The sequence below is a fragment of the Cupriavidus necator genome (assembly GCF_040578825.1).
Classification (GTDB): Bacteria; Pseudomonadota; Gammaproteobacteria; order Burkholderiales; family Burkholderiaceae; genus Cupriavidus; species Cupriavidus necator_E.
Map to the genome: position 1 here is coordinate 39,777 of NZ_JBEFLI010000030.1, position 26,389 is coordinate 66,165.

Consider the following 26,389-nt stretch of genomic DNA (forward strand, 5'->3'; position numbering starts at 1 on the left):
GTTATTCAGTTCGGCACGCGCTCGTCGTGCTCGCTCGGGTGCGGCGGGGTGCCGTCGTCCGGCATGTCTTCCCGGGCCCCGTCCGGATTGGGTTCGGCGTCGTCGGATTCGATGGCGTCGTCGGCAGCCTCATCGGCTGCCCGGTGCTGCGACTCGACGTCGAAGCCATTGGCGGTGTCGGCAGCGTCGGCGGGCCCGGCATCGACCACCGCGGCTGCCGGCGCGTCGGTCTCGGGTGGCAGTGCCTCGGGTGCGGCAAGTTCTGTATCAGGCGCCGGGGCTGCGGCGGCCGCCGCGGGGTCGGCAAATGCCTCCTCGTCGGCGCTGCCAGGCTTGCCCGCCGCCAGCCCTTCAAAATCGATGGCCTGCTGCTCCAGGATCGCTGCCTGCGCCTGGGCCTGGGCGTCTTCCAGTGGCGGCAGCTCATCCAGCGTGCGCAGGCCCAGATCGTCCAGGAAGGCCTTGGTCGTCGCATACAGCGCCGGCCGCCCCGGCACGTCGCGGTGGCCGATCACCTCGATCCAGCTGCGGTCTTCCAGCTTCTTGATCACTTCCGTGCTCACCGTCACGCCGCGGATCTCTTCGATATCGCCGCGGGTCACGGGCTGCCGGTAGGCAATGATCGCCAGCGTTTCCATCACCGCACGCGAGTACTTTGGCGGTTTTTCCGGATTCAGGCGATCAAGGTATTCACGCATTTCCGGCCGGCTCTGGAAGCGCCAGCCGCTGGCCAGCGCCACCAGTTCCACGCCGCGCTGGCGCCAGTCCTGGCGCAGCTCGTCGAGCAGCACGCGGATCGTGTCCGCACCGACGTCATCGTCAAACAGCCGTCGCAGATCATTGACACGCAAGGGCTCCTGCGCGCAGATCAGCGCCGTCTCGAGGACGATCTTCGCCTCTTGGGTATTCATGTTGATGGTGTGCAGCCTGTCTTTGCACCTGCTCCCGGACGGATCCGGGGCACCGGAGATTTTGGATACAGCGATGCCAATGCCACCGCCATCTCATTGCGCAGCTAACCCGAATGCCTGCTGCATCCAAGCCGTGCACTTCCCTTTCTTTGCATCGAATTGCCGGTCGTTCCGGCAGGAGATCGTCCGCATGCCGTCATGGGGCGGTCAGCGAACCTCTTGCGTCGCGCATCCGTGCAACGGATGTCGCTGTCGGCTAACCGAAGGCCTCGGGCGCAAGAAAAAAACGGATACCGAAAACGCGGATATCGGAAACGGATATCGGGAGCAAGGCCGGCATCTCCAACACCGTGGTGCCAGCCGGACTTTTGAACCAGATCTTTTGAACCGGATGGACCGCGGAATGTGCCAGGCTCCAGGGATTGCAATCCCTCCTTGCAATCACACCGCGCGATACCGCAATGCACGCGATTGTATGGCTTCCCGGCCCTGCCTGCAACCAAATCCGTTGCGCCGTGCGGCGCGGCCGCCTCAGAACACCAGGCAGAAGCCCTGCCCGGCCAGCGAATGTGGCAGCAGCACCGCTCGCGCGATGCCCAGCCCGCCAAAGGCCATCACCGCCACGCCGGCCCCCAGGCGCACACCCGGACGCCGCGATACCGTGCGCAGATAGCCCGAGAGCCCCGACAGCACCAGCAGGTTTGGCAGCGTTCCCAGCCCGAACACGCCCATCACCAGGGCGCCCGAGCCGGCGTTGCCGGCCAGCAGCGCCAGTGTCAGCGCGCCGTAGACCATGCCGCACGGCACCAGGCCCCACGCCAGCCCCACGCCGTAGCGCCGCGCCAGGCCACCGCGCGCCCGCGCGAATGCCGGCAGGCTGCCGGCCAGTTTTCCGAGTCGCCCTGCCAGCGCCGCACTGCCGCGCGCGGCCAGCGGCTCCAGCCAGGCCACCGTGAAGGCATTGCCGCGCAGCAAGCGCCAGCCTGAAATCAACAGCATCGCGCTGCCGGCACCGAACAGCCAGCGCTGCACCGGCAGATAGTCCTGCTTCCAGGCCGTGGCACCCACCGCGCCGAGCAGTGCACCCAGCAGCATATAGGTCGAGATTCGGCCGATGTGCATTGCCAGCAACTCGCCAAGCCACGCAGCCCGGCTGCGCGCGAAGCTGACCGTCGCCGAGGTGCCGCAGCGTTGCTCCACTGCAAGCGCCACGCCGCCGCACATGGCGGCGCAATGCACACCGCCAAGGAGCGCAAGCAGAAAAACGCTAATAAGCACACCAAATGTCAATTCCGGCTCCCTGCCGCATCACATCGCACGTTAAAATGTCGGGGTCGCGCCCTCGCTGCCATTCTTGCAGGTTCCAATTGCTTACCTCCATTCCCGTTACCGAGATGTCGCCCCGTTGCTCCACATGTTCAATGGGGCAACTGTGCCTTCCGGTAGGCATGTCGCAGCAAGACCTGGCGAAGATGGATACGCTGGTGCAGGAACGCATCCGCGTCCACAAGGGCGAGACCCTCTATCGCATGGGCGATCCGCTCACCGCTGTCTATGCCATTCGCTTCGGTACGCTCAAGACCCACGTCACCACCGAAGATGGCCGGTCGCAGATTACCGGCTTTCACCTGCCCGGTGAAATCGTCGGGCTCGACGGGCTCGGCGAAATGCAGCACGCATCGGATGCCACGGCGCTGGAAGATACCGAAGTCTGCGTGGTGCGCATGAACGACCTGCAACACCTGTCGGCCGACCTGCCCTCGCTGCAGCAGCAGTTCCTGCGCCTGATGGGCAAGGAAATCACGCACGATCAACTGATGCTGGTCACGCTCGGTTCGATGCGCGCCGAGGAGCGCCTCGCCGCCTTCCTGATCAACCTGTCGGAACGCCTGTCGGCGCGCGGCTACTCGGCCTCCGAGTTCGTCATGCGCATGAGCCGCGAAGAGATCGGCAGCTACCTCGGCCTGAAGCTGGAAACCGTCAGCCGCCTGTTCTCGCGTTTTGCCGAGGCCGGCCTGATCCAGATTCGCCAGCGCCACGTCAAGCTGGTGGACATCGCCGGCATCAAGCAACTCTACAGCCGCTCCTGCTGAGCGCCCCCCGCCTATCCATCTTGCCGCCATCGCCGGATGCGGCGATGGCTATTCAAAGCGTCATTCCAGTTCGTCGGTATCGCTGAGCCGCGTCGGCATGGTGTAGAGCGTCAGTCCGCTGGACAGCGCGCAGAACACCCAGGCGACAAGGAAGCCGATGGTGTAGATGGATTCGCGCGATGCATCGACCTGATGCCCGAAGAACTTCAGGTCGCCCGGATCCACCACCGAAAACACCGTTGCGGTGGCGAAGCCCGCCATCAGGAAGCCAGGCCACAACACCCACATCAGCCAGCGCAACCTCATGGCTGCCTCGCTGCGCCAGCCTTCGGCGGCGCGGATTCGACCTTCTCGACCACCAGGCCGTGCCGCGTCGCGCCCTGAACCGGCTGATCAGGATGCGTGGACGCCAGCCAGATCGTCACGCCGCACGCCACGATCGCCACCAGCGGGCCGGTCATCAACAGCCACGGCCACGGTTCCTTCCACCACGGATTGCCTTGCTGATTCATCTTGCCCCCTTCATTTGCACCGGCGCGGCGCCGGCCTGTGCCTGCACCGCGCCTGTTAGCTTCACAAATTGCGCGGCACGATAAAACTGGTGGATTGCCGGATTTCGGCACTCCCCTGCTCCGTGCCTTCGCTCGTCACCGTCACGCTGATCTTGTGCGTGCCCTGCGCCGCCTCCTCGATCGGCACGCGGATGCGGATCGGCAGCAAGCGGTTGGACGTCGGCGCCAGCGCTTCGGCCTGCTTGTCGTACTCGACCGTCAGATGCTTCAGTTCGTCGCTGTCGGCGCGCACGCTGATGCGCATCGGCCCTTCGGTCGTGTTGATCAGCTGCAGGCGATAGACGTTCTCGATCCAGCGCCCTTCCACCTCACGACCCAATGCCCCGCGGTCGCGGATGATATCCACCTTCAGCGGCGTGCGCAGCGCGATCGATGCCGCGAAACCCGCCATCAGCGCTACCCAGATCACCGAATAGATGATCACGCGCGGACGCAGCAGCCGCTTGCGCGATGCCGCCGCGGACAGGCCCTTGCGCATCGCGTTTTCCGAGGTGTACCGGATAAGCCCACGCGGGTATTCGAGCTTGTCCATCACCTGGTTGCACGCGTCGATGCAGGCGCCGCAGCCGATGCACTCGTACTGCAGCCCGTCACGGATATCGATGCCGGTCGGACACACCTGCACGCAAATGCTGCAGTTGACGCAATCGCCCAGCCCGGCCTTGCGGTGGTCGGTCTTGCGCGAACGGCTGCCGCGCGGCTCGCCTCGGCCCACGTCGTAGGTCACGACATAGGTGTCGCGGTCCACCATCACGCTCTGGAAGCGCGCATACGGGCACATGTACTTGCACACCTGCTCGCGCATGAAGCCCGCGTTGCCCCAGGTGGCGAACGCATAGAACAGCATCCAGAAGGTCTGCCACGGCCCCAGCGACAGCGCCAGCACCTCGCCGCCCAGCTCGCGTATCGGCGCGAAATAGCCGATAAAGGTAAAGCCGGTCCATAGCGCGATCAGCACCCACAGGAAATGCTTGGTTGCCTTGAGACGCAGCTTGCGCAGGCTCCAGGGATCGCCGTCCAGGCGGATGCGGGCGATGCGGTCGCCTTCGATCCGACGCTCGATCCACATGAAGATCTCGGTGTAGACCGTCTGCGGACAGGCATAGCCGCAGAACAACCGGCCCGCGATCGCCGTGAACAGGAACAGCGCCAGCGCCGAGATGACAAGGAGCACCGTGAGGTAGATGACGTCCTGCGGCCACAGCACCAGGCCGAAGATGTAGAACTTGCGCTCGCCAAGGTCGAACAGCACGGCCTGGCGGCCATTCCATTGGAGCCAGGGCGTGCCGTAGTAGATGAGCTGGGTCAGGATCACCAGCCAGACCCGCCAGCTGGAGAAAGCGCCCGTCACCGAGCGCGGATAGATCTTGCGGCGGACCTCGTACAGCGTTTCGTCGGAGCTCTCACCAGGCGCAGCGGCCGACCGCTGCGGGTCGGCCGCCCGGGCCAGTCCTTTGGTCCCGGGTGCGTTCATGGACGTTTGCTCCCGCGGGCGGCCAGCGTCCGCTCAGATGAGTCGCCTGTCATTGCCCGGCGCCTCCGCCGGTGTGGGACAAGCCCCAGACATAGGCCGTCAGCATGCGGATGCGTTCGGGCGTCAGGATTTCCTCATGCGCCGGCATATGGTTGTTGTGGCCCTTCAGAATGGCGTCGACGATGCTGGCCTCGGAGCTGCCATACAGCCAGACGTTGTCGGACAGGTTCGGCGCGCCCAGCGCCTGGTTGCCCTTGCCGCCGGCACCGTGGCAGGCCGCGCAGGTCGTCTTGAACGTGCCCTCGCCACGCGAGACGCGGATCGGATCCGACGACAGGCCCGACAGCGAGCGCACATACTGCGCCACGTCGCCCGCCAGCTTGGCATCGATGGTGGCACCCAGCGGCGGCATCACGCCGTTACGGCCCTTGGTGATGGTCTGCTGGATGGTTTCCGGTTCGCCGCCATACAGCCAGTCGTTGTCGGTCAGGTTGGGAAAGCCGCGGCTGCCGCGTGCATCGGAGCCATGGCACTGCGCGCAGTAGTTCAGGAACAGGCGCTGGCCGATCTCGCGGGCCTGCGGATCGCCCGCGACCTGCCTGACGTCCATCTTCAGGTACTTGCCGTAGATCTCCTTCTGCATTTGCTCCTGCGCTGCGCGGTGGGCGGCAAGTTCGCCCTGCGTCGAGAAATTCAGCACGCCGGCGTACGAGCCCAGGCCGGGGTACAGCACCAGGTAGGCCAGCCCGAAGATGCACGTCAGCAGGAACATCCACATCCACCAACGCGGCAGCGGGTTGTTCAGCTCGCGCAAGTCGCCGTCCCAGACGTGGCCGGTATCCTCGACGGCGCCGGCCGTCTTGGTGATCTTGCGTTGCGAGAACAGCAGCCAGACGCACCAGACGATGCCGACGAGCGCGATCGCGGCAATGTAGTAACCCCAGAAATCGGAAATGAAATCGCTCATGGCTAGGTGTTCCGGCTCGATATAGTCGTGGTTTCGTCAGGCAGCGCGAACGGCAGCATGGCGGATTCCCGGTTAGCGGCCTGCCGGCCGGCGGACCAGGCCCACCAGCAGATCCCCAGGAAGACGACCATCGATACGACGGTCGCAATGGCAGTGATCATGGCCATGGCTTACTCCTTGGCTTGTGCCGCTTCGGGTGCCGGGGCAACGGCCGCTTCCACGCGCACGTTGCGACGGTTGGTACCCAGCGCTTGCAGGTAAGCCACCAGCGCGTCTTCCTCGGTCTTGCCCTTGAGCTCGTCCGGCGCCTTGGCGATGTCGGCCTCGCTGTAGGGAACGCCCAGCCTGACCAGTGCGCGCATGCGGGCCTGGATATCGTTGGTAGGCAGTTCCGCCTTTTCCAGCCACGGGTACGACGGCATCACCGATTCCGGCACCACGTCGCGCGGATTGCGCAGGTGGATACGCTGCCAGTCGTCCGAGTAGCGGCCGCCGACGCGCGCTAGGTCCGGGCCGGTACGCTTGGAACCCCACAGGAACGGATGGTCGTAGACCGACTCGCCCGCCGTGGAGTAGTGGCCATAGCGCTCGGTTTCCGCCTGCAGCGTTCGCACCTGCTGCGAGTGGCAGCCGACGCAGCCTTCGCGGATATAGATATCCCGGCCCATCAGCCGCAGCGGCGAATACGGGGTGATGCCTGGATCCGGCTCGGTGGTGGAGTGCTGGAAAAACAGCGGCACGATCTGGACCAGACCCGCAATGCTGACCACGACGATCGTGCAGATGATCAGCCAGCCGATGTTCTTCTCCAGCGTTTCGTGGGAAAAGAATCTTTGTTTGTCAGACATCTTTCTATCCTGGATGGATCAGTGGGCAGAGGCAGCGAGGCTGGCCGGGATCGGCGCATCCACGACGGGCTTGCCGACAATGGTCTTGACCATGTTGTAAGCCATCAGCAGCATGCCGGACAGGAAGCACAGGCCACCGAGCAGACGGATCAGGTAGAACGGGTACTTGGCCTTGACCGCTTCGACGAAGGCGTACGTCAGCGTGCCGTCAGGCTGCGTGGCGCGCCACATCAGGCCTTCCATCACGCCGGCGATCCACATCGAGGCGATATAGAGCACCACGCCGATGGTGGCGATCCAGAAGTGCCACTCGATCAGCCGCACGCTGTACATCTGCTTTTCGCCGAACAGCCGCGGGATCAGGTAGTAGAGCGAGCCGATCGAGATCATCGCCACCCAGCCCAGCGCGCCCGAATGCACGTGACCGATGGTCCAGTCCGTGTAGTGCGACAGCGCGTTGACGGTCTTGATCGACATCATCGAGCCCTCGAACGTGGCCATGCCGTAGAACGACAGCGCCACCACCAGGAACTTGAGGATGGGGTCGGTGCGCAGCTTGTGCCAGGCGCCCGACAGGGTCATGATGCCGTTGATCATGCCGCCCCAGGAAGGCGCCAGCAGGATCAGTGAGAACACCATGCCCAGCGACTGCGCCCAGTCCGGCAGCGCGGTGTACTGCAGATGGTGAGGGCCGGCCCACATATAGGTGAAGTTCAGCGCCCAGAAGTGGACGATGGAGAGGCGGTAGGAGTAGATCGGGCGCTCGGCCTGCTTCGGGATGAAGTAGTACATCATGCCGAGGAAGCTGGTGGTCAGGAAGAAGCCCACCGCGTTATGGCCGTACCACCACTGGATCATCGCGTCCTGCACGCCGGCATAGGCCGAGTAGGACTTCCACAGCGACACCGGCATCTCGATGTTGTTGACGATATGCAGCAGCGCGATAGTCAGGATGTAGGCGCCGAAGAACCAGTTGGCGACGTAGATATGCCGGGTCTTGCGCTTGACGATCGTGCCGAAGAACACGATCGCGTAGGCCACCCAGACCGCGGTGATCAGCAGGTCGATCGGCCATTCCAGCTCGGCGTATTCCTTCGAGCTGGTGATGCCGAGCGGCAGCGTGATGGCGGCGGCGACGATGACCAGCTGCCAGCCCCAGAACGTGAATGCGGCCAGCGGGCCGCAGAACAGACGGGTCTGGCAGGTACGCTGGACCACGTAGTACGAGGTGGCGAACAGCGCGCTGCCGCCGAAGGCGAAGATCACCGCATTGGTATGCAGCGGCCGCAAGCGTCCGAAGGATAGCCACGGCGTATTGAAGTTGAGTTCCGGCCAGATCAGCTGTGCTGCCAGCAGCACGCCGACGGCCATGCCGACGATCCCCCAAACTACCGTCATGACAGCGAACTGCCTCACGACGTTGTAATTGAAGGTGTCGACGCGTGAAGACGCGGCGGTGACATCCATTCAGACCCCCAAATGCTAGAGAAGAAAAAACCTACTGACGGTGTGACTTTAGAAAAACCGTGCGGTCGGTGTGTTGATCTTTATCAAGTCGCTCAGGACGCCTGATGAACCTCGCTGGCGATGCCGGGTCGGAGGCGCACGGCGGCGCACCGAGACGTGTTCAGGCGCTCACTCAAGGCTTGTCGTTGTCGAGCAGGATCGATTCGGCGGGACGGTCGAGGTCGTCGTACTGGCCCGCATGCAAGGCCCACCACAGCGCGGCTGCGATCACCACAACGAGCACCAGGCTCATCGGGACCAGCAGGTAGAGCGTTTCCATCGTCAGGCTCCCTTGCGGCCTGCGCGCAGCAGGCGCCAGGCATTGGCCACCACCAGCAGCGACGACAGCGACATGCCGATGCCGGCCATCCAGGCGGTGACCAGCCCCGTCGCCGCCAGCGGAATCGCGACCACGTTGTAGAAGAAGGCCCAGCCCAGGTTCTGGCGCACCACGCGGCGCGTCTGGCGCGCCACCGCGAGCGCGGTGGCAATCTCAGCCACGCCGCCGTGGGTGAGCACCGCATCCGCGCCGGCCTGTGCCAGCGGCGCGCCGCTGCCGATCGCAATCGATACCTGCGCCTGGGCCAGCACCGGTGCGTCATTGATGCCATCGCCCACGGCCAGCACGACCGCCCCGCCCTGCTGCAGGCGCGCGACGTAATCGCGCTTGCCTTCGGGCGTGGTCCCGCCGGCCACGCATTCCATGCCGAAATGCGTGCCCCACCAGCGCACGGTCGGGGCGTTGTCGCCCGACACCAGGTGGCAACCCACCCCCAGCGCGCGCAGCCGCGCCAGCAGCGCCGGGGTCTCGGCGCGCTCCAGGTCTGCCAGTACGAAGCGCGCAAGCGGGCCGGATTCGGCCCCCAGCCATACGAACGTCGCGCCGGGATGCGCGCAGTCGCCGGCGGCATCCGGCGAGCCGGTCGCGCCTTCGGGCGCCAGCGCCGCGACAAAATCGCGGCGGCCGAGCCGCAGGCGCCTGCCCGCGACGGATGCTTCCAGGCCCTGGCCCGGCACGTTGCGCATAGCCGCGACCGCGAGCGTTGCGTCCGCGCCGGCACCAGCGGCGGCCACCAGCGCGCGCGCAATCGGATGCTCGCCGCCGCGCTCCATCGCCGCAGCCAGCGCCAGGCATTGCGCCTGGTCCTGGCCGGCAAGCGGCTCGACCGCCGAGACCGCAAAACGGCCTTCGGTCAGCGTGCCGGTCTTGTCGAGCACCACGTCGGTCACGCGTGCCAGCGTTTCCAGTGCATGGCCGCGCGTCAGCAACACCCCGCGACGCGACAGCGCCGCGCCCGCCGCCGCCAGCGCCGCGGGCGTGGCCAGCGACAATGCGCACGGGCAGCTGACCACCAGCACCGCGATCGTCACCAGCAACGCACGCGACGGATCGATCCACAGGCCCCACACCAGGCCGGTCAGCGCCGCCAGCACCAGCAGCGTCGCCACGAACCAGCCCGCGACGCGATCGGCCAGCGTAGCCAGGCGCGGTTTCTCCGCCAGCGCGCGATCAAGCACGGCAACGATCTCGGCCAGCCGGGTACCGGCGCCGACGCGCGTGACCCGCAACTCCAGCGGGCTGGCGGTGTTGAAGCAGCCCGCCAGCACGGTTTCGCCGGCGCCGCGGCGCACCGGGCGGCTTTCGCCGGTCAGCATCGATTCATCGAGTTCGCTCGCCCCCGCCACCACGGTGCCGTCGGCGGGAACGATCTCGCCCGCCTTGACGCGAACGAGATCGCCGGCGCGCAGCCGCGCCACCGGCACGCGTTCGCCGGCAGCGCCCACGCCGGCCAGCCGTTCACAGGTGGCAGGAAGCTGGCGCGCCAGCATCTCGGCGCCGCTGCGCGAGGCCTGGCGCACGCGCAGCTCCAGGTAGCGCGCCAGCAGCAGGAAGGCGACGAACATCGTCACCGAATCGAAATACACCTCGCCGACGCCGCGCACCGTCGCCAGCCCACTGGCAAGGAAACCCGCGCCGACGCCGATCGCGACCGGCACGTCCATGCCCATATGGCGCTGGCGCAGGCTGCGCCAGGCACCGGCAAAGATCGGCGAGGCGGCATAGAGCACGACCGGCAGCGTCAGCGCAAGGCTGGCCCAGCGCATCAGCTGGAGCTGACCCGGATCGATGGTGGCCTCGTGGGTGTAGATCGGCCACGCGTACATCATCACCTGCATCATGCCGAGCATGGCCACGGCCATGCGCATCAGCAGCCCGCGGCGCGCGCGGCGGTCCTGCTGGTCAGTGCGCGAGACCTCGAACGGCCAGGCCATGTAGCCGATGCCCGCCAGGGCCGCCAGCAGCCCCGCCACGGTCTGTTCGCGGTCGCGCCAGCGCACTACCACGCGGCGGGTGGCGACGTTGGCGACGGCGCTTTCCACGCCGGGCTGGCGGCTCAGGTGCTGTTCGATCAGCCACGCGCAGGCGGCGCAGCGGATGTTCTCCGGCGCCAGCGTGATCTCGGCGCGGTCGTTGTCGAGGGGGCGGACAAACTGGCTGCGCAGTTCCGGGGTGTCGTAGGCGGCCCAGATCGGCTCGGCCTCGCGCCGGGCGTCTTCGTCGATCGGGCGGGCAAAGCGGGCTTCGTCGCCGTAGAGATGCGCAAAACCGGCCGCGTGCAGTGTCCGGGCCAGCGCCTGGCACCCGCCGCAGCAGAACACGCGGCGGCTGCCGTCCAGGTCGGCGGCAAGCGGCTCGGCATCCGTCACCGGCAGGCCGCAATGGAAGCACGCAAGCTGTGCCCCGGTGCCGGACGGCATGGCGGCCGCGGGTTCGCGGAGCGCGGTGGCGGGAGGAGTGGCCAGCAGGCTGGCCGGATGACTGGTGACTGGGGACGACGACATGGGGACCTTTTTCTACCCACTGCAGGGTATAGGCGGGTCCCGGCATCGACCTTGATATAGGTCAATGCGGCCCGGCTGCCGTCACGCGCCGGGCCGAATACAACACTCAGGTGAGTGACGTATCCATGGTGCGGCGCTCGGACTCCACGTACTCGCGCGACTGCATCTCGATGATGCGCGACACGGTCCGGTGGAATTCGTTGGCCATCTGGCCTTCGGTATAGAGCTCGTCCGCGGGCACTTCCGCCGACATCAGCAGCTTGACCTTGTGATCGTAGAAAACGTCGATCAGCCAGGTGAAACGCCGTGCCTCCGACGACATCCGCGGCGTCATGCGCGGCACGTCGGACAGGATCACGGTGTGGAACTGCGAAGCCAGCTCCAGGTAGTCGTTCTGCGAGCGCGGCCCGCCGCACAGCGTCGCGAAGTCGAACCACACCACGCCATTGGCCTTGCGCAGCGCGCGCAGTTCGCGGTGCTCGATATGCAGCAGCGGCGATTCGTCCGCCACGCCGGCAATGGAAGTGAAGGCGTCGCGCAGCGCCGAGCTGGCCTTGGCGCCAAGCGGCGTGTGGTACGCCTGCACCTGTTCCAGCGCGCGCTTGCGGTAATCGATGCCGGCGTCGACGTTGACCACATCGAGCTTCTGCTGCAGCAGCGCGATGGCGGGCAGCACGCGGTCGCGGTGCAGGCCATCCGGATACAGCAGGTCGGGCCGGTAGTTGGACGTCATCACGAACTGCACGCCGTTCTCGAACATCTGCTGCAGCAGGCGGTGCAGGATCATCGCGTCGGCGACGTCGCTGACGTGGAATTCATCGAAGCAGATCAGCCGGAAGCGGCGCGCGATGCGCTTGGCGAGCTCGTCCAGCGGATCGGGACGGCCGCGCAGTTCCTCGAGCTGGCGATGGACCTCGCGCATGAACTCGTGGAAGTGCAGCCGCGTCTTGCGCACCACCGGCACGCAGGTATAGAAACTGTCCATCAGGAAGGACTTGCCGCGCCCTACCCCGCCCCACATGTAGACGCCCATGGGCACGTCGGGACGGACCAGCAGCTTCTTCAGTGCATTGTTGCGGCGGCTCTTGTAGGCCACCCATTCGTCGTAGCACTGCTGCAGCCGGGCCACGGCGCGCAATTGCGCTTCGTCGGACTGGTAGCCGCGCTCCTTCAGTTCCTTCTCGTAGTACTCGGTGACGTTCATGCTAGCGGGTCCCTGCGGGACGGCCCGCAAGTGAAAACGGCGCGCCACGGATGCGGCGCGCCGGTACTCAGGCTATGCGAAGCATACGCCTTACATATTAAGCTGACGCTTGTCGACTGCCAGCGCGGCTTCGCGCATGACTTCCGACATCGACGGGTGCGGATGGCAGACGCGGCCGATATCCTCGCTCGCGGCCTTGAACTCCATCGCCACCACGGCTTCGGCGATCAGGTCCGACGCGTTGGCGGCGACGATGTGCACGCCCAGGATCTCGTCGGTCTTGGCATCGGCCAGCATCTTGACGAAGCCTTCCGGATGGCCCATGCCCAGTGCACGGCCGTTGGCCATGAACGGGAACTGGCCCGCCTTGAACTCGCGGCCTTCGGCCTTGAGCTGGGCTTCGGTCTTGCCCACCCATGCGATTTCCGGGAAAGTGTAGATCACCCACGGAATGCAGTTGTAGTCGATGTGCGGCTTCTGGCCGGCGATGCGCTCGGCCACGGCCACGCCTTCGTCCTCGGCCTTGTGCGCCAGCATCGGGCCGCGCACCACATCGCCGATGGCCCACAGGCCCGGCACCTTGGTGGCGCAGTGGTCGTCGACCTCGATGAAACCGCGCTGGTCGGCAGCCAGACCAACAGCGTCCAGGCCCAGGTTGTCGGTGTTGGGCACGCGGCCGACCGACACGATCAGGCGATCGACTTCCAGCGTCTGCGCGGCGCCGTCCTTGTCGGTGTAGCTGACGGTGACGCCGTTCTTGCCGGTCTTGACTTCGGTGACATTGACGCCGAGGCTGAACTTCAGGCCCTGCTTGGTCAGCAGCTTCTGCGCTTCCTTGGCCACGCCTTCATCGCAGGCGCCCAGGAAGGCCGGCAGCGCTTCCAGCACGGTCACGTCGGCACCCAGGCGGCGCCACACCGAGCCCAGCTCCAGGCCGATCACGCCGGCGCCGATCACGCCCAGCTTCTTCGGCACGGACGGGAACTTGAGCGCGCCCTCGTTATCGCTGATGAGGTCGTTGTCAACGGGAATGCCCGGCAGGTGGCGAGCCTTGGAACCGGTGGCGATGATGACTTGCTTCGCAGTCACGACCTCACCGGCGATCTCGACCTGGAAGCCCTCGGCCGTCTTGCCGACGAACTTGCCGTAGCCCTTGAGCAGCGTCACCTTGTTCTTGCGGAACAGGAACTCGATGCCCTTGGTCATCTTGCCGACGACGTCGTCCTTGCGCTTGAGCATCTTGGCCACGTCGACCTTGACGTCGCCCACGGTGATGCCGTGGTCGCCCAGGTGGTGCTGGACGTTCTCGACCTCTTCCGAGGACGCCAGCAGCGCCTTGGAGGGAATGCAGCCCACGTTCAGGCAGGTGCCGCCCAGGCGCGGTTCGTTCTTGGGATCGTCGTAGGCGTTGCCTTCGCAGCAGGCCACGTTCAGGCCAAGCTGGCCGGCACGGATCGCGGCGATATAGCCGCCGGGGCCGGCGCCGATCACCAGCACGTCGAATTGTTTGCTCATGGATTTCCTTTGTGGACGCCGGCAGCAGCATGTGCCGGCGCGCCGTCAAAACTGGAGATGCGCCCCGCGCGCAGGCAGCACGTGCCGATGCGCGCGGGGGTGGACCGGTCTTTACAGGTCCAGCAGCAGGCGGGCCGGATCTTCCAGCGCGTCCTTCATCGCGACCAGGCCCAGCACGGCTTCACGGCCGTCGATGATGCGGTGGTCGTAGGACATCGCCAGGTAGTTCATCGGACGGATCACGATCTGGCCGTCTTCCACCACCGGGCGGTCCTTGGTGGCGTGCACGCCCAGGATGGCCGATTGCGGCGGGTTGATGATGGGGGTCGACAGCATCGAGCCGAACACACCGCCGTTGGAGATCGAGAACGTACCGCCGCTCAGCTCGTCCAGCGACAGCTTGCCGTCACGCGCCTTGACGCCGAACTCGGCGATCTTCTTCTCGATGTCGGCCAGGCTCATCTGGTCGGCATTGCGCAGGATGGGCACCACCAGGCCGCGCGGCGAACCCACCGCGATACCGATGTCGAAGTAGCCGTGGTAGACGATGTCGTTGCCGTCGATCGAAGCGTTGATCAGCGGGAACTTCTTCAGCGCGTGCACCGCGGCCTTGACGAAGAACGACATGAAGCCCAGCTTCACGCCGTGTTCCTTCTCGAAGCGGTCCTTGTACTTGTTGCGCAGGTCCATCACCGGCTTCATGTTCACTTCATTGAACGTGGTGAGGATGGCGTTGGTGGCTTGCGACTGCAGCAGGCGCTCGGCGATACGGGCGCGCAGGCGGCTCATCGGCACGCGCTCTTCCGGGCGGTCGCCCAGCGCGGCGAAGTCGACCGGAGTCGCAACCTGTTGCAGCGCCGGCTTGGCGGCGGCCGGAGCCGGGGCAGCCTTGGCGGCGGGTGCGGGTGCAGCGGCTGCGCCCAGCACGTCGCCCTTGGTGATGCGGCCGTCCTTGCCGGTGCCGGCAACCTGGCCAGCCGACAGGCCGGCTTCGGCCATCAGCTTGGCAGCCGACGGCATGGCCACGCCGCCGGCGGCGGCAGGCGCGGCAGCAGCAGCGGCCGGTGCAGCAGCGGCAGCAGCGGCAGCAGCGGCGGGGGCAGCTGCGGCTGCGGCCGGAGCGGCAGCACCAGCGGTGGCTTCGGTGTCGATCTTGGCGATGATCTCATCGGCCACGACGGTATCGCCGTCGTTCTTGACGATAATCGACAGGACACCAGCCGACGGGGCCGGCACTTCCAGCACGACCTTGTCGGTTTCGATCTCGATCAGGATTTCGTCCTGTGCAACAGCCTCGCCAGGCTTCTTCTTCCAGTTGAGCATGGTCGCTTCGGCGACCGATTCGGACAGTTGCGGAACCTTGACGTCAACAATAGCCATGGTTGTGAATTCCTCGTGTTATGCGTGTTGTCTTTATGCGGGCAATGCCACGGCGGACACCTGCTGGCGTCGCCGTGGCTGCCGCTTGATTTACTTGGTCAGAACAAAGCCCTTGAGCTTGGCGAAGGCAGCCTCCAGCAGCGCCTTCTGTTGCTCGTTGTGCTTTGCGTAGTAGCCCACCGCCGGCGAAGCCGAGGCAGGACGACCGGCATAACCGAGCTTCTGGCCTTCCGTCATGTTTTCCATGATGTAGTGCTGCACGAAGAACCAGGCGCCCTGGTTCTGCGGCTCATCCTGGCACCAGACGATTTCGTTGGCGTTCGGATACTTCTTCAGTTCCGCGGCAACTGCCTTGTGCGGGAACGGATAGAGCTGTTCCAGGCGGATGATCGCGGTGTCGTTGGCCTCGCGTTCCTTGCGCGAGTTGACCAGGTCGTAATAGACCTTGCCCGAGCACATGATGATGCGCTTGACCTTGCTGGCGTTCAGTTCTTCCTGGTCGGCGATCACGGTCTCGAAATGGCCCTTGGCCAGTTCCGACAGCGACGACACGGCGTCCTTGTTACGCAGCAGCGACTTCGGCGTCATGATCACCAGCGGCTTGCGGAACAGGCGGATCATCTGGCGGCGCAGCAGGTGGAAAATCTGCGCCGGCGTGGTCGGCTGGCAGACCTGCATGTTGTGGTCCGCGCAGAGCTGCAGGAAGCGCTCGATACGGGCCGAGCTGTGTTCCGGACCCTGGCCTTCGTAGCCGTGCGGCAGCATCAGGGTCAGGCCCGAGGCGCGGCCCCACTTCACTTCACCCGACGAGATGAACTGGTCGATCACCACCTGGGCGCCGTTGACGAAGTCGCCGAACTGAGCTTCCCAGATCACCAGCGCGTTCGGTTCGGCGGCCGAGTAGCCGTATTCGAAGCCGAGCACGGCTTCTTCGGACAGCACCGAGTCAATCACCGTGAACGGTGCCTGGTTTTCCGACACGTTCTGCAGCGGCACGTAGCTGCCGGCATCCCAGCGCTCGCGGGCCTGGTCGTGCAGCACGGCGTGGCGGTGGGTGAAGGTGCCACGGCCGGCGTCCTGGCCGGTGATGCGCACCGGATAGCCCGACGACACCAGCGAAGCGAAGGCCAGGTGCTCACCCATGCCCCAGTCCAGCGGCTGGTCGCCGCGGCCCATGTTGGCGCGGTCCTTGACGACCTTCTCCACCAGCGGATGCAGCTTCAGCGTCTCAGGCGTGGTGGTGATGCGTTCAGCCAGGCGCTTCAGTTCGGTCACCGGCACGGCGGTGTCGGCGGCGTCGGTCCACTTGCGGTTCAGGAACGGCATCCAGTCCACGGCGAACTTGTTCTTGAAGTTCGACAGGACGGGGTCGGCGGTGTGCTTGCCGGCGTCCATCGCGGCGCGGTATTCCTTGACCTTCTCGTCGCCGAATTCCGCCGGGACCAGCTTCTGCGCGGCCAGCTTGTCGGCGTACAGCTTGCGCGTGCCGGGGTGCTGGGCGATCTTCTTGTACATCAGCGGCTGCGTGACCGCCGGGGTGTCCTGCTCGTTGTGGCCCAGCTTGCGGAAGCAGATGATGTCGACCACGACGTCCTTGTTGAATTCCATGCGGAAATCAACGGCCAGCTGCATGGCGTACACCACGGCTTCGGGATCGTCGCCGTTCACGTGCAGCACCGGGGCCTCGATCATCTTGACCACGTCCGTGCAGTACAGCGTCGAGCGGGCGTCGCGCGGGTCGGAGGTGGTGAAGCCGATCTGGTTGTTGATGACGATGTGCATCGTGCCGCCCGTGCCGTAGCCGCGGGTCTGCGCGAGGTTCAGCGTCTCCATCACCACGCCCTGGCCGGCAAAGGCGGCGTCGCCGTGCACCTGCACCGGCAGCACTTCCTTGTGGCCGACTTCGCCGCGGCGTTCCTGGCGGGCCTTGGCCGAGCCCTCGACCACCGGGTTGACGATTTCCAGGTGCGACGGGTTGAACGCCAGCGACAGGTGGACCGGGCCGCCCTCGGTCGAGACATCGCTCGAGAAGCCCTTGTGGTACTTGACGTCACCGGCCGGCAGGTCGTCGACGTGCTTGCCTTCGAATTCGGCGAACAGGTCGGCGGGCATCTTGCCCAGCGTGTTGACCAGCACGTTCAGGCGGCCACGGTGGGCCATGCCGATCACGATTTCCTGCACGCCCTTGCTGCCGGCGTGCTGGATCAGCTCGTCCATCGCGGCGATAAAGCTTTCGCCGCCTTCCAGCGAGAAGCGCTTCTGGCCGACGTATTTGGTGTGCAGGAAGCGCTCGAGGCCTTCGGCCGCGGTCAGGCGGTCGAGGATGTGCTTCTTTTTTTCCAGCGTGAAGACCGGCTTGGAACGCGTGGTTTCCAGGCGCTCCTGCCACCAGCGCTTCTGCGCCTGGTCGCTGACGTACATGAATTCGGCGCCGATGGTGCCGCAGTAGGTTTCGCGCAGGTTGTTCAGCAGATCGCGCAGGCTCATCGACTCCTTGCCAAAGTACGTATTGCTGGCATTGAAGACGATGTCGAGATCAGCTTCGGAAAAACCGTAGAACGCGGGGTCCAGATCCGGCAGGGGCGGACGCTCCTGACGCTTGAGCGGGTCCAGGTCGGCCCAGTGCGAACCGATGTTGCGGTAGGCGGCGATCAGCTGGGTAGCAGCGACGCGCTTGCGGCCCATGTCGGAATCGGCCGAGGCAACGATGGTCTTGATGGGGCCTTGCTTGGCGCGCTCGGCGAACGAGGCAACGATGGGAGCGTGGGCAACGTCCCGACCGTTCGAGCCGTCGACGGCGGGAACGTTCTGCATGGCGTCGAAATACGAACGCCAGTTGTCGGGAACCGAGGCGGGGTTCTGGAGGTAGGCTTCGTACAGTTCTTCGACATACGGGGCGTTACCGCCGAAGAGGTACGAATTGCTCTGGTACTGCTGCATCATGGGACGCTCACTATTCTCCGGGAATGCCGGAGTTCAGCGGGTTATTCAACCTTCCGCGACACGGCTTGACCGGTTAGCGGATTGCAAACAACTCTTGGGAGCCCAACGGAGGGCGCTTACGCAAACGGCACCACTAGGGTGCCGCGTGTGCTGGCTTCCTCACAAGGCCCGAAAGGGCAAGTTGTGCGGGGAAGGACCTAAGTCTTCACGGCGGTAAGCATAGCATGTTTGCCAAAACGCGATATGGACTTTTCGCAGAACGAAACTACACCCGACAACAATTAAACGCGGTGTCGGACTTTCGCAACATCCGTACAACAATTCAAGGCTGCGATTCAGGCTTCGGAGAGATCCGGTCGACGGCGTCAGTGATCAGTCCATCCAGGCCCCATTCCAGTAATTGCGCGGCCCGGGCCGGGTCGTTGACGGTGTAGCTGAGCACGCGATAACCGGCCGCATGGGCGGCGGCGATGACGCTGGCATCGAGTTCTCGGTGGTTAACATCCAGCGCCACGCAGCCCAGCCGGCGCAACCGCTCGGGCCAGTCCGCCGGCAGCTTGTCGAGCAGCAGCGCGCGCGGCAGGTCCGGCGCCACGCGCGCGGCGGCGGCCAGCGCCTGCTCGGAAAAGGACGACAGCAGCGGCGGCACCGCGGCACCAGACCACAGCGATTGCGCGTCGAGCGCCACCGCCGCGCCGGTGCGCTCCTCGGTGCCGGGCACCGGCTTGATCTCGATATTGGCCATCAAGCCGTTGGCCTGCGTATAGCGCGCGATCGCGGCCAGCGTCGGCACCGGCTCGCCCGCGTAGGCAGCACTGTGCCAGCCGCCGGCGTCTAGCTGCGCCAGTTCGGCCAGCGTCAGCGCATCCACCCTGCCCTTGCCGCTGGTGGTGCGGTCGAGCGTGGCGTCGTGCATCAGCACCGGCTTGCCGTCGGCCGACAGCTTCACGTCGAACTCGAACATCCGGTAACCGAAGCTCGCGCCATGGCGGAACGCGGCCAGCGTGTTTTCCGGCGCCAGTTTGCCGGCGCCGCGGTGCGCGATATGGCGCGGGTATGGCCAGTCCTGCATGTGCGCTGCGTTTGGCATGGATCAGGCCTCGATGCGCTTGCCGGTATCCGGCGCAAAGAAATGCAGGTGATCGGCCGAGGACGTCACCGGCAGCTTGTCGCCGGCGCGCACGCGCGCATGGCTTTCCAGCCGCACCACCACCGGCTGGCCGCCGAGCGAACCATAGGCGAATGAATCCGCGCCCAGCGCCTCGACCACGCGCACATCGACTTCGGCGATGGCCTCGTGCGCGGCGCACGGCTCGATATGCTCGGGCCGCAGGCCCAGCAGCGCCTGCTCCGGCAGGTGCAGGCCCATCGGCAGGTGGCCCAGCGTGGCGGTAGTGGTATCGCCCTCCTTCGCCACCACGCGCATCTGCGCACGGCTGTCGCCGGCAGGATTGCGCACCACCGGGATCAGGTTCATCGGCGGCGAACCGATAAAGCCGGCCACGAAGGTGCTGGCCGGCTGCGCATAGACCTGCAGCGGCGTGCCGATCTGTTCGACGCGCCCGGCGTTGAGCACCATCATGCGATCGGCCAGCGTCATCGCCTCGACCTGGTCGTGGGTCACGTACAGGCTGGTGGTGCCCAGGCGCCGGTGCAATTCCTTCAGCTCCAGCCGCATCTGCACGCGCAGCTTGGCGTCCAGGTTGGACAGCGGCTCGTCGAACAGGAACACGGCCGGCTCGCGCACGATGGCGCGGCCCATCGCCACACGCTGGCGTTGCCCGCCGGAGAGCTGGCGCGGCTTGCGCTCGAGCAGCGGCGCCAGTTCCAGGATGCCGGCGGCGTGCTTGACGCGCTCTTCGATCTCGGCCTTGGGCATGCCGCGGATCTTGAGGCCGTAGGCCATGTTGTCGTACACGCTCATATGCGGATAGAGCGCGTAGTTCTGGAACACCATGGCGATGTCCCGCTCGGCCGGCTCCAGGTTGTTGACGATCTTGTCGCCGATATGGATCTCGCCGCCGGAAATGGTTTCGAGCCCCGCCACCATGCGCAGCAGCGTGGATTTGCCGCAGCCCGACGGGCCGACGATGACGATGAATTCGCCGTCGGCGATTTCCATGTCGATGCCGTGCACCACCTGGGCGGTGCCGGCGTAGGTTTTCTGAACGTTGCGTAGCGACAGTTTTGCCATTGCTGTTGTTCCTGCGTGCGCGCTGGTGGCGCCACGCCTTATTTTTCGGTTTCCACCAGGCCCTTGACGAACCACTTCTGCATCAGCACCACCACCACCGCCGGCGGGATCATCGCCAGCATCACGGTCGCCATCACCAGGTTCCAGTCAGTGGCCGCATCGCCCGAGCGCGAGATCATCTGCGTCACGCCCACCACCACCGGCGTCATCGACTTCTGCGTGGTGATCAGCAGCGGCCACAGGTACTGGTTCCACCCGTAGATAAACTGGATCACGAACAGTGCCGCGATGCTGGTGCGCGACAGCGGCAGCACCACATCCCAGAAAAAGCGCAGCGGTCCGGCGCCGTCGATGCGCGCGGCCTCGGCCAGCTCGTCGGGAATCGTCAGGAAGAACTGGCGGAACAGGAAGGTAGCGGTGGCCGACGCGATGATCGGGATGGTCAGGCCGAAGTAGCTGTCCAGCAGCCCAAGGTCGGACACCACCTTGTAGGTCGGCAGGATGCGCACCTCCACCGGCAGCATCAGCGTGATAAAGATCAGCCAGAAGAAGGTCTTGCGCAGCGGGAACTTGAAATAAACGATCGCGAAAGCCGAAATGATCGAGATCGCGATCTTGCCCAGCGCAATGCCCAGCGCCATGATCAGGCTGTTCTTCATCATGGTCGAGACCGGCGAAGCGGCCTCGCCCACGCCCTGGAACAGCACGGTACGATAGTTGTCGATCAGGTGGCTGCCGGGGATCAGCGTCATCGGGGCGTCCAGCACCTCTTCGGCGGTCAGCGTCGACGCAACGAAGGTCAGGTACACCGGGAACACCACCACCACAATGCCAAGGATCAGCACCGCGTGGGTCAGGAAATCGAGTAAGGGACGTCGTTCTACCATGGCTGCCTCCGTCAGTACTGGACCTTGCGTTCGACGTAGCGGAACTGCACCACGGTCAGCCCGATCACGATCACCATCAACACCACCGACTGCGCGGCCGAGCCACCGATATCCATGCCGCGGAAGCCATCATGGAAGACCTTGTACACCAGCGTGTTGGTCGAATTGAACGGGCCGCCGTGCGTGACCGCGTCGATGATCGCGAAGGTGTCGAAGAACGCGTAGACCACGTTGATCACCATCAGGAAGAACGTGGTCGGCGACAGCAGCGGGAAGATGATCGACCAGAAGCGGCGCCACGGGCCGGCACCGTCGATGGCGGCGGCCTCGATCAGCGAGCGCGGGATGCTCTGCAGCCCGGCAAGGAAAAACAGGAAGTTGTAGCTGATCTGCTTCCAGGCCGCGGCCAGCACCACCAGCAGCAGCGCCTGGTTGCCGTTGAGCAGGAAGTTCCATTCCACGCCGAGCTTGCGCAGCGCAAATGACACCACGCCGAGCGTCGGGTTGAACATGAACATCCACAGCACGCCCGCTACCGCCGGCGCGACCGCATAGGGCCAGATCAGCAGCGTCTTGTAGCCCACCGCGCCGCGGATCACGCGGTCGGCAAAGTAGGCCAGGGCCAGCGCGGTGGTCAGTCCCACCACGGTGACGCCCAGGGCGAAGACCGCCGTGATGCGGAACGACTCGACATACAGCGGGTCGTTCCACAGCATGCGGAAGTTATCAAGGCCGACGAACTCAAGGTTGATGCCGAAGGCATCCTGCTGCAGCATCGACTGGTACAGCGCCTGCCCGGCAGGCAGGAAGAAGAAGATCAGCGTGATCGCGATCTGCGGCAACACCAGCAGATACGGCAGCCAGGGCGAGCGGAAAACTACGCGTTTTTCCATAAAGGATTCCGGCGAATGCCGCGGGTCGCGGCATCGGACTAGAAATAATGCAGTGGCCGGCCAGGTGAGGCGCGCCACAATGCAAGCGGGCGGAGGTTTCGCCGCCGCCCGCTTGTCACGTCAGCTGACTAGAGACCCGGCGCTATTCGCGCGCGGTCTTCTGGAAACGTTCCAGCAGGTCGTTGCCACGGGCGACGGCCGAATCCAGCGCTGCCTTGGGCTCCTTCTTGCCGGCCCAGACGGCTTCCAGTTCCTCGTCCACCACCGTGCGGATCTGCACCATATTGCCCAGGCGCACGCCGCGCGACTTGTCGGTGGTCTTGACGACCATCTGCTGCACCGACACGTCCGCACCGGGGTTCTTGTCGTAGTAGCCCGACTTCCTGGTCAGGTCATAAGCGGCCATCGTCACCGGCAGGTAGCCGGTGGCCTGGTGCCAGTCCGACTGGATCTCGGGACGAGACAGGAAGTTGAAGAACCTGGCCACGCCCTTGTACTCCTCGGGCTTTTTGCCGCCCATCACCCACAGCGAGGCGCCGCCGATGATGGTGTTCTGCGGGGCGCCCTGCACCTCCGGGTAATACGGAAGCTGCGCCACCGCAAACGCGAACTTGGCGTTCTTGCGGATATTGGCCAGCGATGCCGACGAGCCGGTGAACATCGCGCATTCGCCGTTATAGAACTTGGCCTGCGATTCCGCCTTGCGGCCGCCGTAGCTGAAATAGCCCTTCTTCACCATGTCATGCAGGTTGGTGATGTGCTTGATGTGCAGCGGGCTGTTGAAGACCAGGCGCGTATCGGTGCCGCCGAAGCCGTTGTTCTTGGTGGCGTACAGCGTGTTATGCCAGGCCGAGAAGCTTTCCAGGTGGACCCAGCCCTGCCAGTCGGTGGTGTAGGCGCAGTTGGTGCCCGAGGCCTTCAGCTTGGCCGAGTACTGCATCACTTCCGGCCAGGTCTTGGGCGGCTTTTCCGGATCCAGGCCGGCCTTCTTGAAGGCGTCCTTGTTGTAATAGAACACCGTGGTCGAGCTGTTGAACGGGAATGACAGCATCTCGCCCTTGGACGAGGTGTAGTAGCCCGCCACCGCCGGGATATAGGCCTTCTGGTCGAACTTCTCGCCCGCGTCCTTCATCACCGCCGACACCGGCTTGATCGCGCCCTTGGCGCTCATCATGGTGGCGGTGCCCACCTCGAACACCTGCAGGATCGCCGGCGCGCCGCCTGCTCGGAAAGCGGCGATGCCAGCGGCCATGGTCTCGTCGTAGTTCCCCTTATTGACCGGCACCACCTTGTAGTCGGACTGGCTGGCGTTGAACTTGTTGGCGATCTCGTTCACCTTGTCGTTCAGCGCGCCCTGCATGGCGTGCCACCACTGGATTTCAACGGCGGCGTGGGCGCTGCCGGCCCCGGTCAGGGCCGCCAGCGCTGCGAGTTTGAGCACGGTACGGGATAGGGACATCAGTGGCTCCTGGAGTGTGTCTGGGTCGGTGAAATCCGACACTATGTGATTCTTTTGTGACAGCGGCATGTTACGCCTCTCGCACCCGCACAAGCAAATCAGCAACTTCACCAGTACGCGTCATTTTGCAGTGCAATAACGGACGAAGACGGCAAGCGCCCCGTTACAATCCCTCGCCATGCAAGCCCTGAACAAACTCTCTAATTCCGTGCTGCAGCGGGTGCGCGGCGTGCTGACCGACATCGACGGCACCCTGACTACCGACGGCCGGCTGCCTGCCTCCACCTACCTGGCGCTGGACGGACTGCGCCGCGCCGGCCTGCACGTGATCCCGGTCACCGGGCGCTGCATTGCCTGGGCCGAGATCCTGACCCGGCTGTGGCCGGTCGACGCGATCATCGGGGAAAACGGCGCCTTCTATTCGCACCTGCACCATGGCCGCCTGCAGACCCGTTTCCTGGATGATGCCGAGACGCGTGCGCGCAACCTCGAGCGTATCCGCGCGTTAGGAGAACGCATCGTGCGTGAAGTGCCGGGCTGCGCGCTGGCGTCCGACCAGGCGTGGCATGCGGCCGACCTGGCGATCGATCATGCGGAAGACGTAAAGCCGCTGCCAGAGGCTGCCGTGGCGCGCATCGCCGAGATCATGCGCGACGCCGGCATGACCGCCACCGTCAGTTCGATCCACGTCAACGGCTGGTTCGGCCGGCACGACAAGCTGTCGATGAGCAGGCTGTGCGTGGCTGAGCTGCTTGGCGAAGACCTGGATGCGCGCCGCGACGAATGGCTGTTTATCGGGGATTCGGCAAACGATGCGAGCATGTTCGCGCATTTTCCGCTGTCCGTCGGGGTGGCCAATGTGCGGGACATCCTGCCGCAGTTGCCGGTGCCACCGGCTTACATCACGGCTGCGGCGGGTGGAGAGGGATTTGCGGAGATGGCGCAGCGGCTGGTTGAGGCGCGGGGCTGACGCGCTAACGCACCGCGGTGGTTTGCTCCCCTCTCCCGCGCGCGGGAGAGGGGAGTGTACGCGTGGCCTCGTGGCTTTGTTCAGACGCGCAAGCACACAAGCGGCGTTGGTAAAAGCCCGAGTGGTTTCCCCGCTCAGTCGAAACCAAGTTCCTGCAGCTTGCGCGTGATGGTATTGCGCCCGATCCCCAACCGCGTCGCGGCCTCGACGCGGCGGCCACGCGTGACGCCGAGTGCGGCTTCCAATACCGCCTTCTCGAAGCGCCGCGTCAGCACGTCCATGACTTCCGGCTGGCCGGCCTCGAGCATCGCGCGGGCCTCGCCCGCGAGCAGGCTTTCCCAGCCGGCCGCGGCCGAAACCGGCGCGACGGTGACGACCGGCGCGGGCCGGACCGCGGTGGCGGTGTCGCCCTCCGCCACGCGCACGGCAAACCCGCCATAGTCGGCCACCTCATGCGCGCCCTCATACTCGACGGCGCGCGCTTCGGCGACACGCTCGGGCCGCGGCGCGTTGACCGGCTCCGACGTCCCAGCTTCCAGCATCTCGCGCGGCAGGTCCTTGACCTCGATGGTCTGCGCCGGCGCCATCACGGTCAGCCAGTTGCACAGGTTCTCGAGCTGGCGCACGTTGCCAGGGAACGGCAGCGTGCTGACATAGGCCAACGCCTCGTCCGACATGCGCTTGGGCTCGACGCCCAGTTCCTTGGCGCTCTTCTGCAGGAAATGACGGGCCAGCAGCGTGATGTCCTCGGGGCGTTCACGCAGCGGCGGCAGCCGCAGCCGGATCACGTTCAGGCGGTGGAACAAGTCCTCGCGGAACAGCCCTTCCTTGACGCGCAGTTCCAGGTTCTGGTGCGTGGCGGCAATGACGCGCACATTGGCGCGCAGCGGGTTGTGGCCGCCGACGCGGTAGAAGTTGCCATCGGACAGCACGCGTAGCAGGCGGGTCTGGAGGTCGAACGGCATGTCGCCGATTTCATCGAGAAACAGCGTGCCGCCCTCGGCCTGCTCGAAGCGCCCGCGCCGCATGGTCTGCGCGCCGGTGAAGGCGCCACGCTCGTGGCCGAACAGTTCGGACTCCAGCAAGTCCTTCGGGATGGCGGCGGTATTGAGCGCGATAAAGGGACCGTTGGCACGCGGGCTGTGCTTGTGCAGCGCACGCGCGACCAGTTCCTTGCCGGTGCCCGACTCGCCGGTGATCATCACCGTCACGTTGGATTGCGACAGCCGCCCGATCGCGCGGAACACGTCCTGCATCGCCGGCGCCTGCCCGAGGATCTCGGGCGCGTCGACCAGCCGGTCGTCCATCTCTTCCTCGCGCAGGCTTTCTTCCAGCGCGCGGCGGATCAGCTCGACGGCCTTGTCGACATCGAAAGGCTTGGCCAGATATTCGAAGGCGCCGCCCTGGAACGCGGCCACCGCGCTGTCCAGGTCCGAGTACGCCGTCATCACGATGACGGGCAGCCCCGGATGCCGCGTCTTGATGGCTTGCAGCAGGTCCAGGCCCGAGCCGCCCGGCATGCGGATATCCGATATCAGCACCTGCGGCTGGTCTTCCTCCAGCGCGGCGAGCACGTCCCGCACATTGGTGAAGCTGCGGGAGAGCAGGCTTTCACGGGCAAGGGCCTTTTCCAGGACCCAGCGGATTGATTGATCGTCGTCGACTATCCAGATCGGCTTCATGTGCGTCGCTTGTCTGCTCGGTGTCATTTGGTCTTCCGCATGCCCGG

23 protein-coding genes are annotated in these 26,389 nt (G+C 65.4%); 2 read left to right on the top strand and 21 right to left on the bottom strand.

From position 1 onward, the window contains the following. Nucleotides 1–5: 5 nt before the first annotated feature. Together scpB and AB1I47_RS16555 are read right to left on the bottom strand one after the other, a co-directional pair. Nucleotides 6–911 carry an SMC-Scp complex subunit ScpB gene (gene scpB, locus AB1I47_RS16550; RefSeq protein WP_354684826.1) on the bottom strand — a complete coding sequence of 302 codons (906 nt, stop codon included), beginning with the start codon at nucleotides 909–911 and terminating at the stop codon, nucleotides 6–8. A 531-nt stretch (nucleotides 912–1,442) separates the two neighbouring features. Further along, the gene (locus tag AB1I47_RS16555; protein ID WP_354684827.1) at nucleotides 1,443–2,201 is read right to left on the bottom strand and encodes a sulfite exporter TauE/SafE family protein; all 759 of its coding nucleotides are present in this window, start codon (nucleotides 2,199–2,201) and stop codon (nucleotides 1,443–1,445) included. 77 nt (nucleotides 2,202–2,278) lie between these two features. On the opposite strand from AB1I47_RS16555, the gene fnr reads away from it, so the two are divergent. Beyond that, entirely contained in the window at nucleotides 2,279–3,004 is a 726-nt protein-coding gene (fnr, locus tag AB1I47_RS16560; protein WP_354684828.1) for a fumarate/nitrate reduction transcriptional regulator Fnr, read from the top strand. A gap of 60 nt (nucleotides 3,005–3,064) precedes the next feature. On the opposite strand, the gene AB1I47_RS16565 is transcribed toward fnr, so the two are convergent. The 18 genes from AB1I47_RS16565 to ugpB form a co-directional block, all read right to left on the bottom strand. Further along, nucleotides 3,065–3,310 (bottom strand): hypothetical protein, encoded by a 246-nt coding sequence (locus AB1I47_RS16565; RefSeq protein ID WP_354684829.1) that lies wholly within the window; start codon nucleotides 3,308–3,310, stop codon nucleotides 3,065–3,067. After that, a complete protein-coding gene (locus tag AB1I47_RS16570; RefSeq protein ID WP_354684830.1) occupies nucleotides 3,307–3,516 on the bottom strand; it encodes a hypothetical protein in 210 nt (69 codons plus the stop codon). The genes AB1I47_RS16565 and AB1I47_RS16570 overlap by 4 nt, the downstream gene beginning before the upstream one ends. Nucleotides 3,517–3,577: 61 nt before the next feature. After that, the gene (gene ccoG / locus AB1I47_RS16575; RefSeq protein WP_354684831.1) at nucleotides 3,578–5,050 is read right to left on the bottom strand and encodes a cytochrome c oxidase accessory protein CcoG; all 1,473 of its coding nucleotides are present in this window, start codon (nucleotides 5,048–5,050) and stop codon (nucleotides 3,578–3,580) included. A 49-nt stretch (nucleotides 5,051–5,099) separates the two neighbouring features. Continuing rightward, nucleotides 5,100–6,017, bottom strand: a complete 918-nt coding sequence (ccoP, locus tag AB1I47_RS16580; RefSeq protein WP_354684832.1) for a cytochrome-c oxidase, cbb3-type subunit III — start codon at nucleotides 6,015–6,017, stop codon at nucleotides 5,100–5,102. Nucleotides 6,018–6,019: 2 nt separating this feature from the next. Further along, on the bottom strand, nucleotides 6,020–6,184 hold the full coding sequence (locus AB1I47_RS16585) for a cbb3-type cytochrome oxidase subunit 3 (RefSeq protein ID WP_354684833.1): 165 nt from the start codon (nucleotides 6,182–6,184) through the stop codon (nucleotides 6,020–6,022). 3 nt (nucleotides 6,185–6,187) lie between these two features. Next, nucleotides 6,188–6,865 (bottom strand): cytochrome-c oxidase, cbb3-type subunit II, encoded by a 678-nt coding sequence (gene ccoO, locus AB1I47_RS16590; RefSeq protein ID WP_354684834.1) that lies wholly within the window; start codon nucleotides 6,863–6,865, stop codon nucleotides 6,188–6,190. An 18-nt stretch (nucleotides 6,866–6,883) separates the two neighbouring features. Then, the gene (ccoN, locus tag AB1I47_RS16595) at nucleotides 6,884–8,332 is read right to left on the bottom strand and encodes a cytochrome-c oxidase, cbb3-type subunit I (protein ID WP_354684835.1); all 1,449 of its coding nucleotides are present in this window, start codon (nucleotides 8,330–8,332) and stop codon (nucleotides 6,884–6,886) included. 172 nt (nucleotides 8,333–8,504) lie between these two features. Then, nucleotides 8,505–8,651, bottom strand: coding sequence for a cbb3-type cytochrome oxidase assembly protein CcoS (gene ccoS / locus AB1I47_RS16600; RefSeq protein WP_063238066.1), 147 nt, complete (start codon nucleotides 8,649–8,651; stop codon nucleotides 8,505–8,507). Nucleotides 8,652–8,653: 2 nt separating this feature from the next. Beyond that, the gene (locus AB1I47_RS16605; protein ID WP_354684836.1) at nucleotides 8,654–11,215 is read right to left on the bottom strand and encodes a heavy metal translocating P-type ATPase; all 2,562 of its coding nucleotides are present in this window, start codon (nucleotides 11,213–11,215) and stop codon (nucleotides 8,654–8,656) included. A gap of 106 nt (nucleotides 11,216–11,321) precedes the next feature. Further along, the gene (gene zapE, locus AB1I47_RS16610; RefSeq protein ID WP_354684837.1) at nucleotides 11,322–12,419 is read right to left on the bottom strand and encodes a cell division protein ZapE; all 1,098 of its coding nucleotides are present in this window, start codon (nucleotides 12,417–12,419) and stop codon (nucleotides 11,322–11,324) included. Between the two features lie 90 nt (nucleotides 12,420–12,509). Beyond that, nucleotides 12,510–13,934 carry a dihydrolipoyl dehydrogenase gene (gene lpdA / locus AB1I47_RS16615; RefSeq protein ID WP_354684838.1) on the bottom strand — a complete coding sequence of 475 codons (1,425 nt, stop codon included), beginning with the start codon at nucleotides 13,932–13,934 and terminating at the stop codon, nucleotides 12,510–12,512. A 111-nt stretch (nucleotides 13,935–14,045) separates the two neighbouring features. Further along, nucleotides 14,046–15,314: a 2-oxoglutarate dehydrogenase complex dihydrolipoyllysine-residue succinyltransferase gene (gene odhB / locus AB1I47_RS16620; protein ID WP_354684839.1), complete on the bottom strand. Its 1,269-nt coding sequence runs from the start codon at nucleotides 15,312–15,314 to the stop codon at nucleotides 14,046–14,048. Nucleotides 15,315–15,404: 90 nt separating this feature from the next. Continuing rightward, a complete protein-coding gene (locus tag AB1I47_RS16625; protein ID WP_354684840.1) occupies nucleotides 15,405–18,257 on the bottom strand; it encodes a 2-oxoglutarate dehydrogenase E1 component in 2,853 nt (950 codons plus the stop codon). A 322-nt stretch (nucleotides 18,258–18,579) separates the two neighbouring features. Then, nucleotides 18,580–19,329, bottom strand: coding sequence for a glycerophosphodiester phosphodiesterase (gene ugpQ / locus AB1I47_RS16630; protein ID WP_354684860.1), 750 nt, complete (start codon nucleotides 19,327–19,329; stop codon nucleotides 18,580–18,582). Nucleotides 19,330–19,350: 21 nt separating this feature from the next. Then, the gene (locus AB1I47_RS16635) at nucleotides 19,351–20,451 is read right to left on the bottom strand and encodes a sn-glycerol-3-phosphate import ATP-binding protein UgpC (RefSeq protein WP_354684841.1); all 1,101 of its coding nucleotides are present in this window, start codon (nucleotides 20,449–20,451) and stop codon (nucleotides 19,351–19,353) included. A gap of 38 nt (nucleotides 20,452–20,489) precedes the next feature. Beyond that, nucleotides 20,490–21,338 (bottom strand): sn-glycerol-3-phosphate ABC transporter permease UgpE, encoded by an 849-nt coding sequence (gene ugpE, locus AB1I47_RS16640; RefSeq protein WP_354684842.1) that lies wholly within the window; start codon nucleotides 21,336–21,338, stop codon nucleotides 20,490–20,492. Nucleotides 21,339–21,349: 11 nt separating this feature from the next. Beyond that, the gene (gene ugpA / locus AB1I47_RS16645; RefSeq protein ID WP_354684843.1) at nucleotides 21,350–22,231 is read right to left on the bottom strand and encodes a sn-glycerol-3-phosphate ABC transporter permease UgpA; all 882 of its coding nucleotides are present in this window, start codon (nucleotides 22,229–22,231) and stop codon (nucleotides 21,350–21,352) included. Between the two features lie 142 nt (nucleotides 22,232–22,373). Continuing rightward, nucleotides 22,374–23,690, bottom strand: a complete 1,317-nt coding sequence (gene ugpB / locus AB1I47_RS16650; RefSeq protein ID WP_354684844.1) for a sn-glycerol-3-phosphate ABC transporter substrate-binding protein UgpB — start codon at nucleotides 23,688–23,690, stop codon at nucleotides 22,374–22,376. 178 nt (nucleotides 23,691–23,868) lie between these two features. Between ugpB and AB1I47_RS16655 the strand changes: the two genes are divergently transcribed. Next, nucleotides 23,869–24,660, top strand: a complete 792-nt coding sequence (locus AB1I47_RS16655) for an HAD-IIB family hydrolase (protein ID WP_354684845.1) — start codon at nucleotides 23,869–23,871, stop codon at nucleotides 24,658–24,660. A gap of 134 nt (nucleotides 24,661–24,794) precedes the next feature. On the opposite strand, the gene ntrC is transcribed toward AB1I47_RS16655, so the two are convergent. After that, the gene (ntrC, locus tag AB1I47_RS16660; protein ID WP_354684846.1) at nucleotides 24,795–26,342 is read right to left on the bottom strand and encodes a nitrogen regulation protein NR(I); all 1,548 of its coding nucleotides are present in this window, start codon (nucleotides 26,340–26,342) and stop codon (nucleotides 24,795–24,797) included. Nucleotides 26,343–26,389 lie beyond the last annotated feature (47 nt).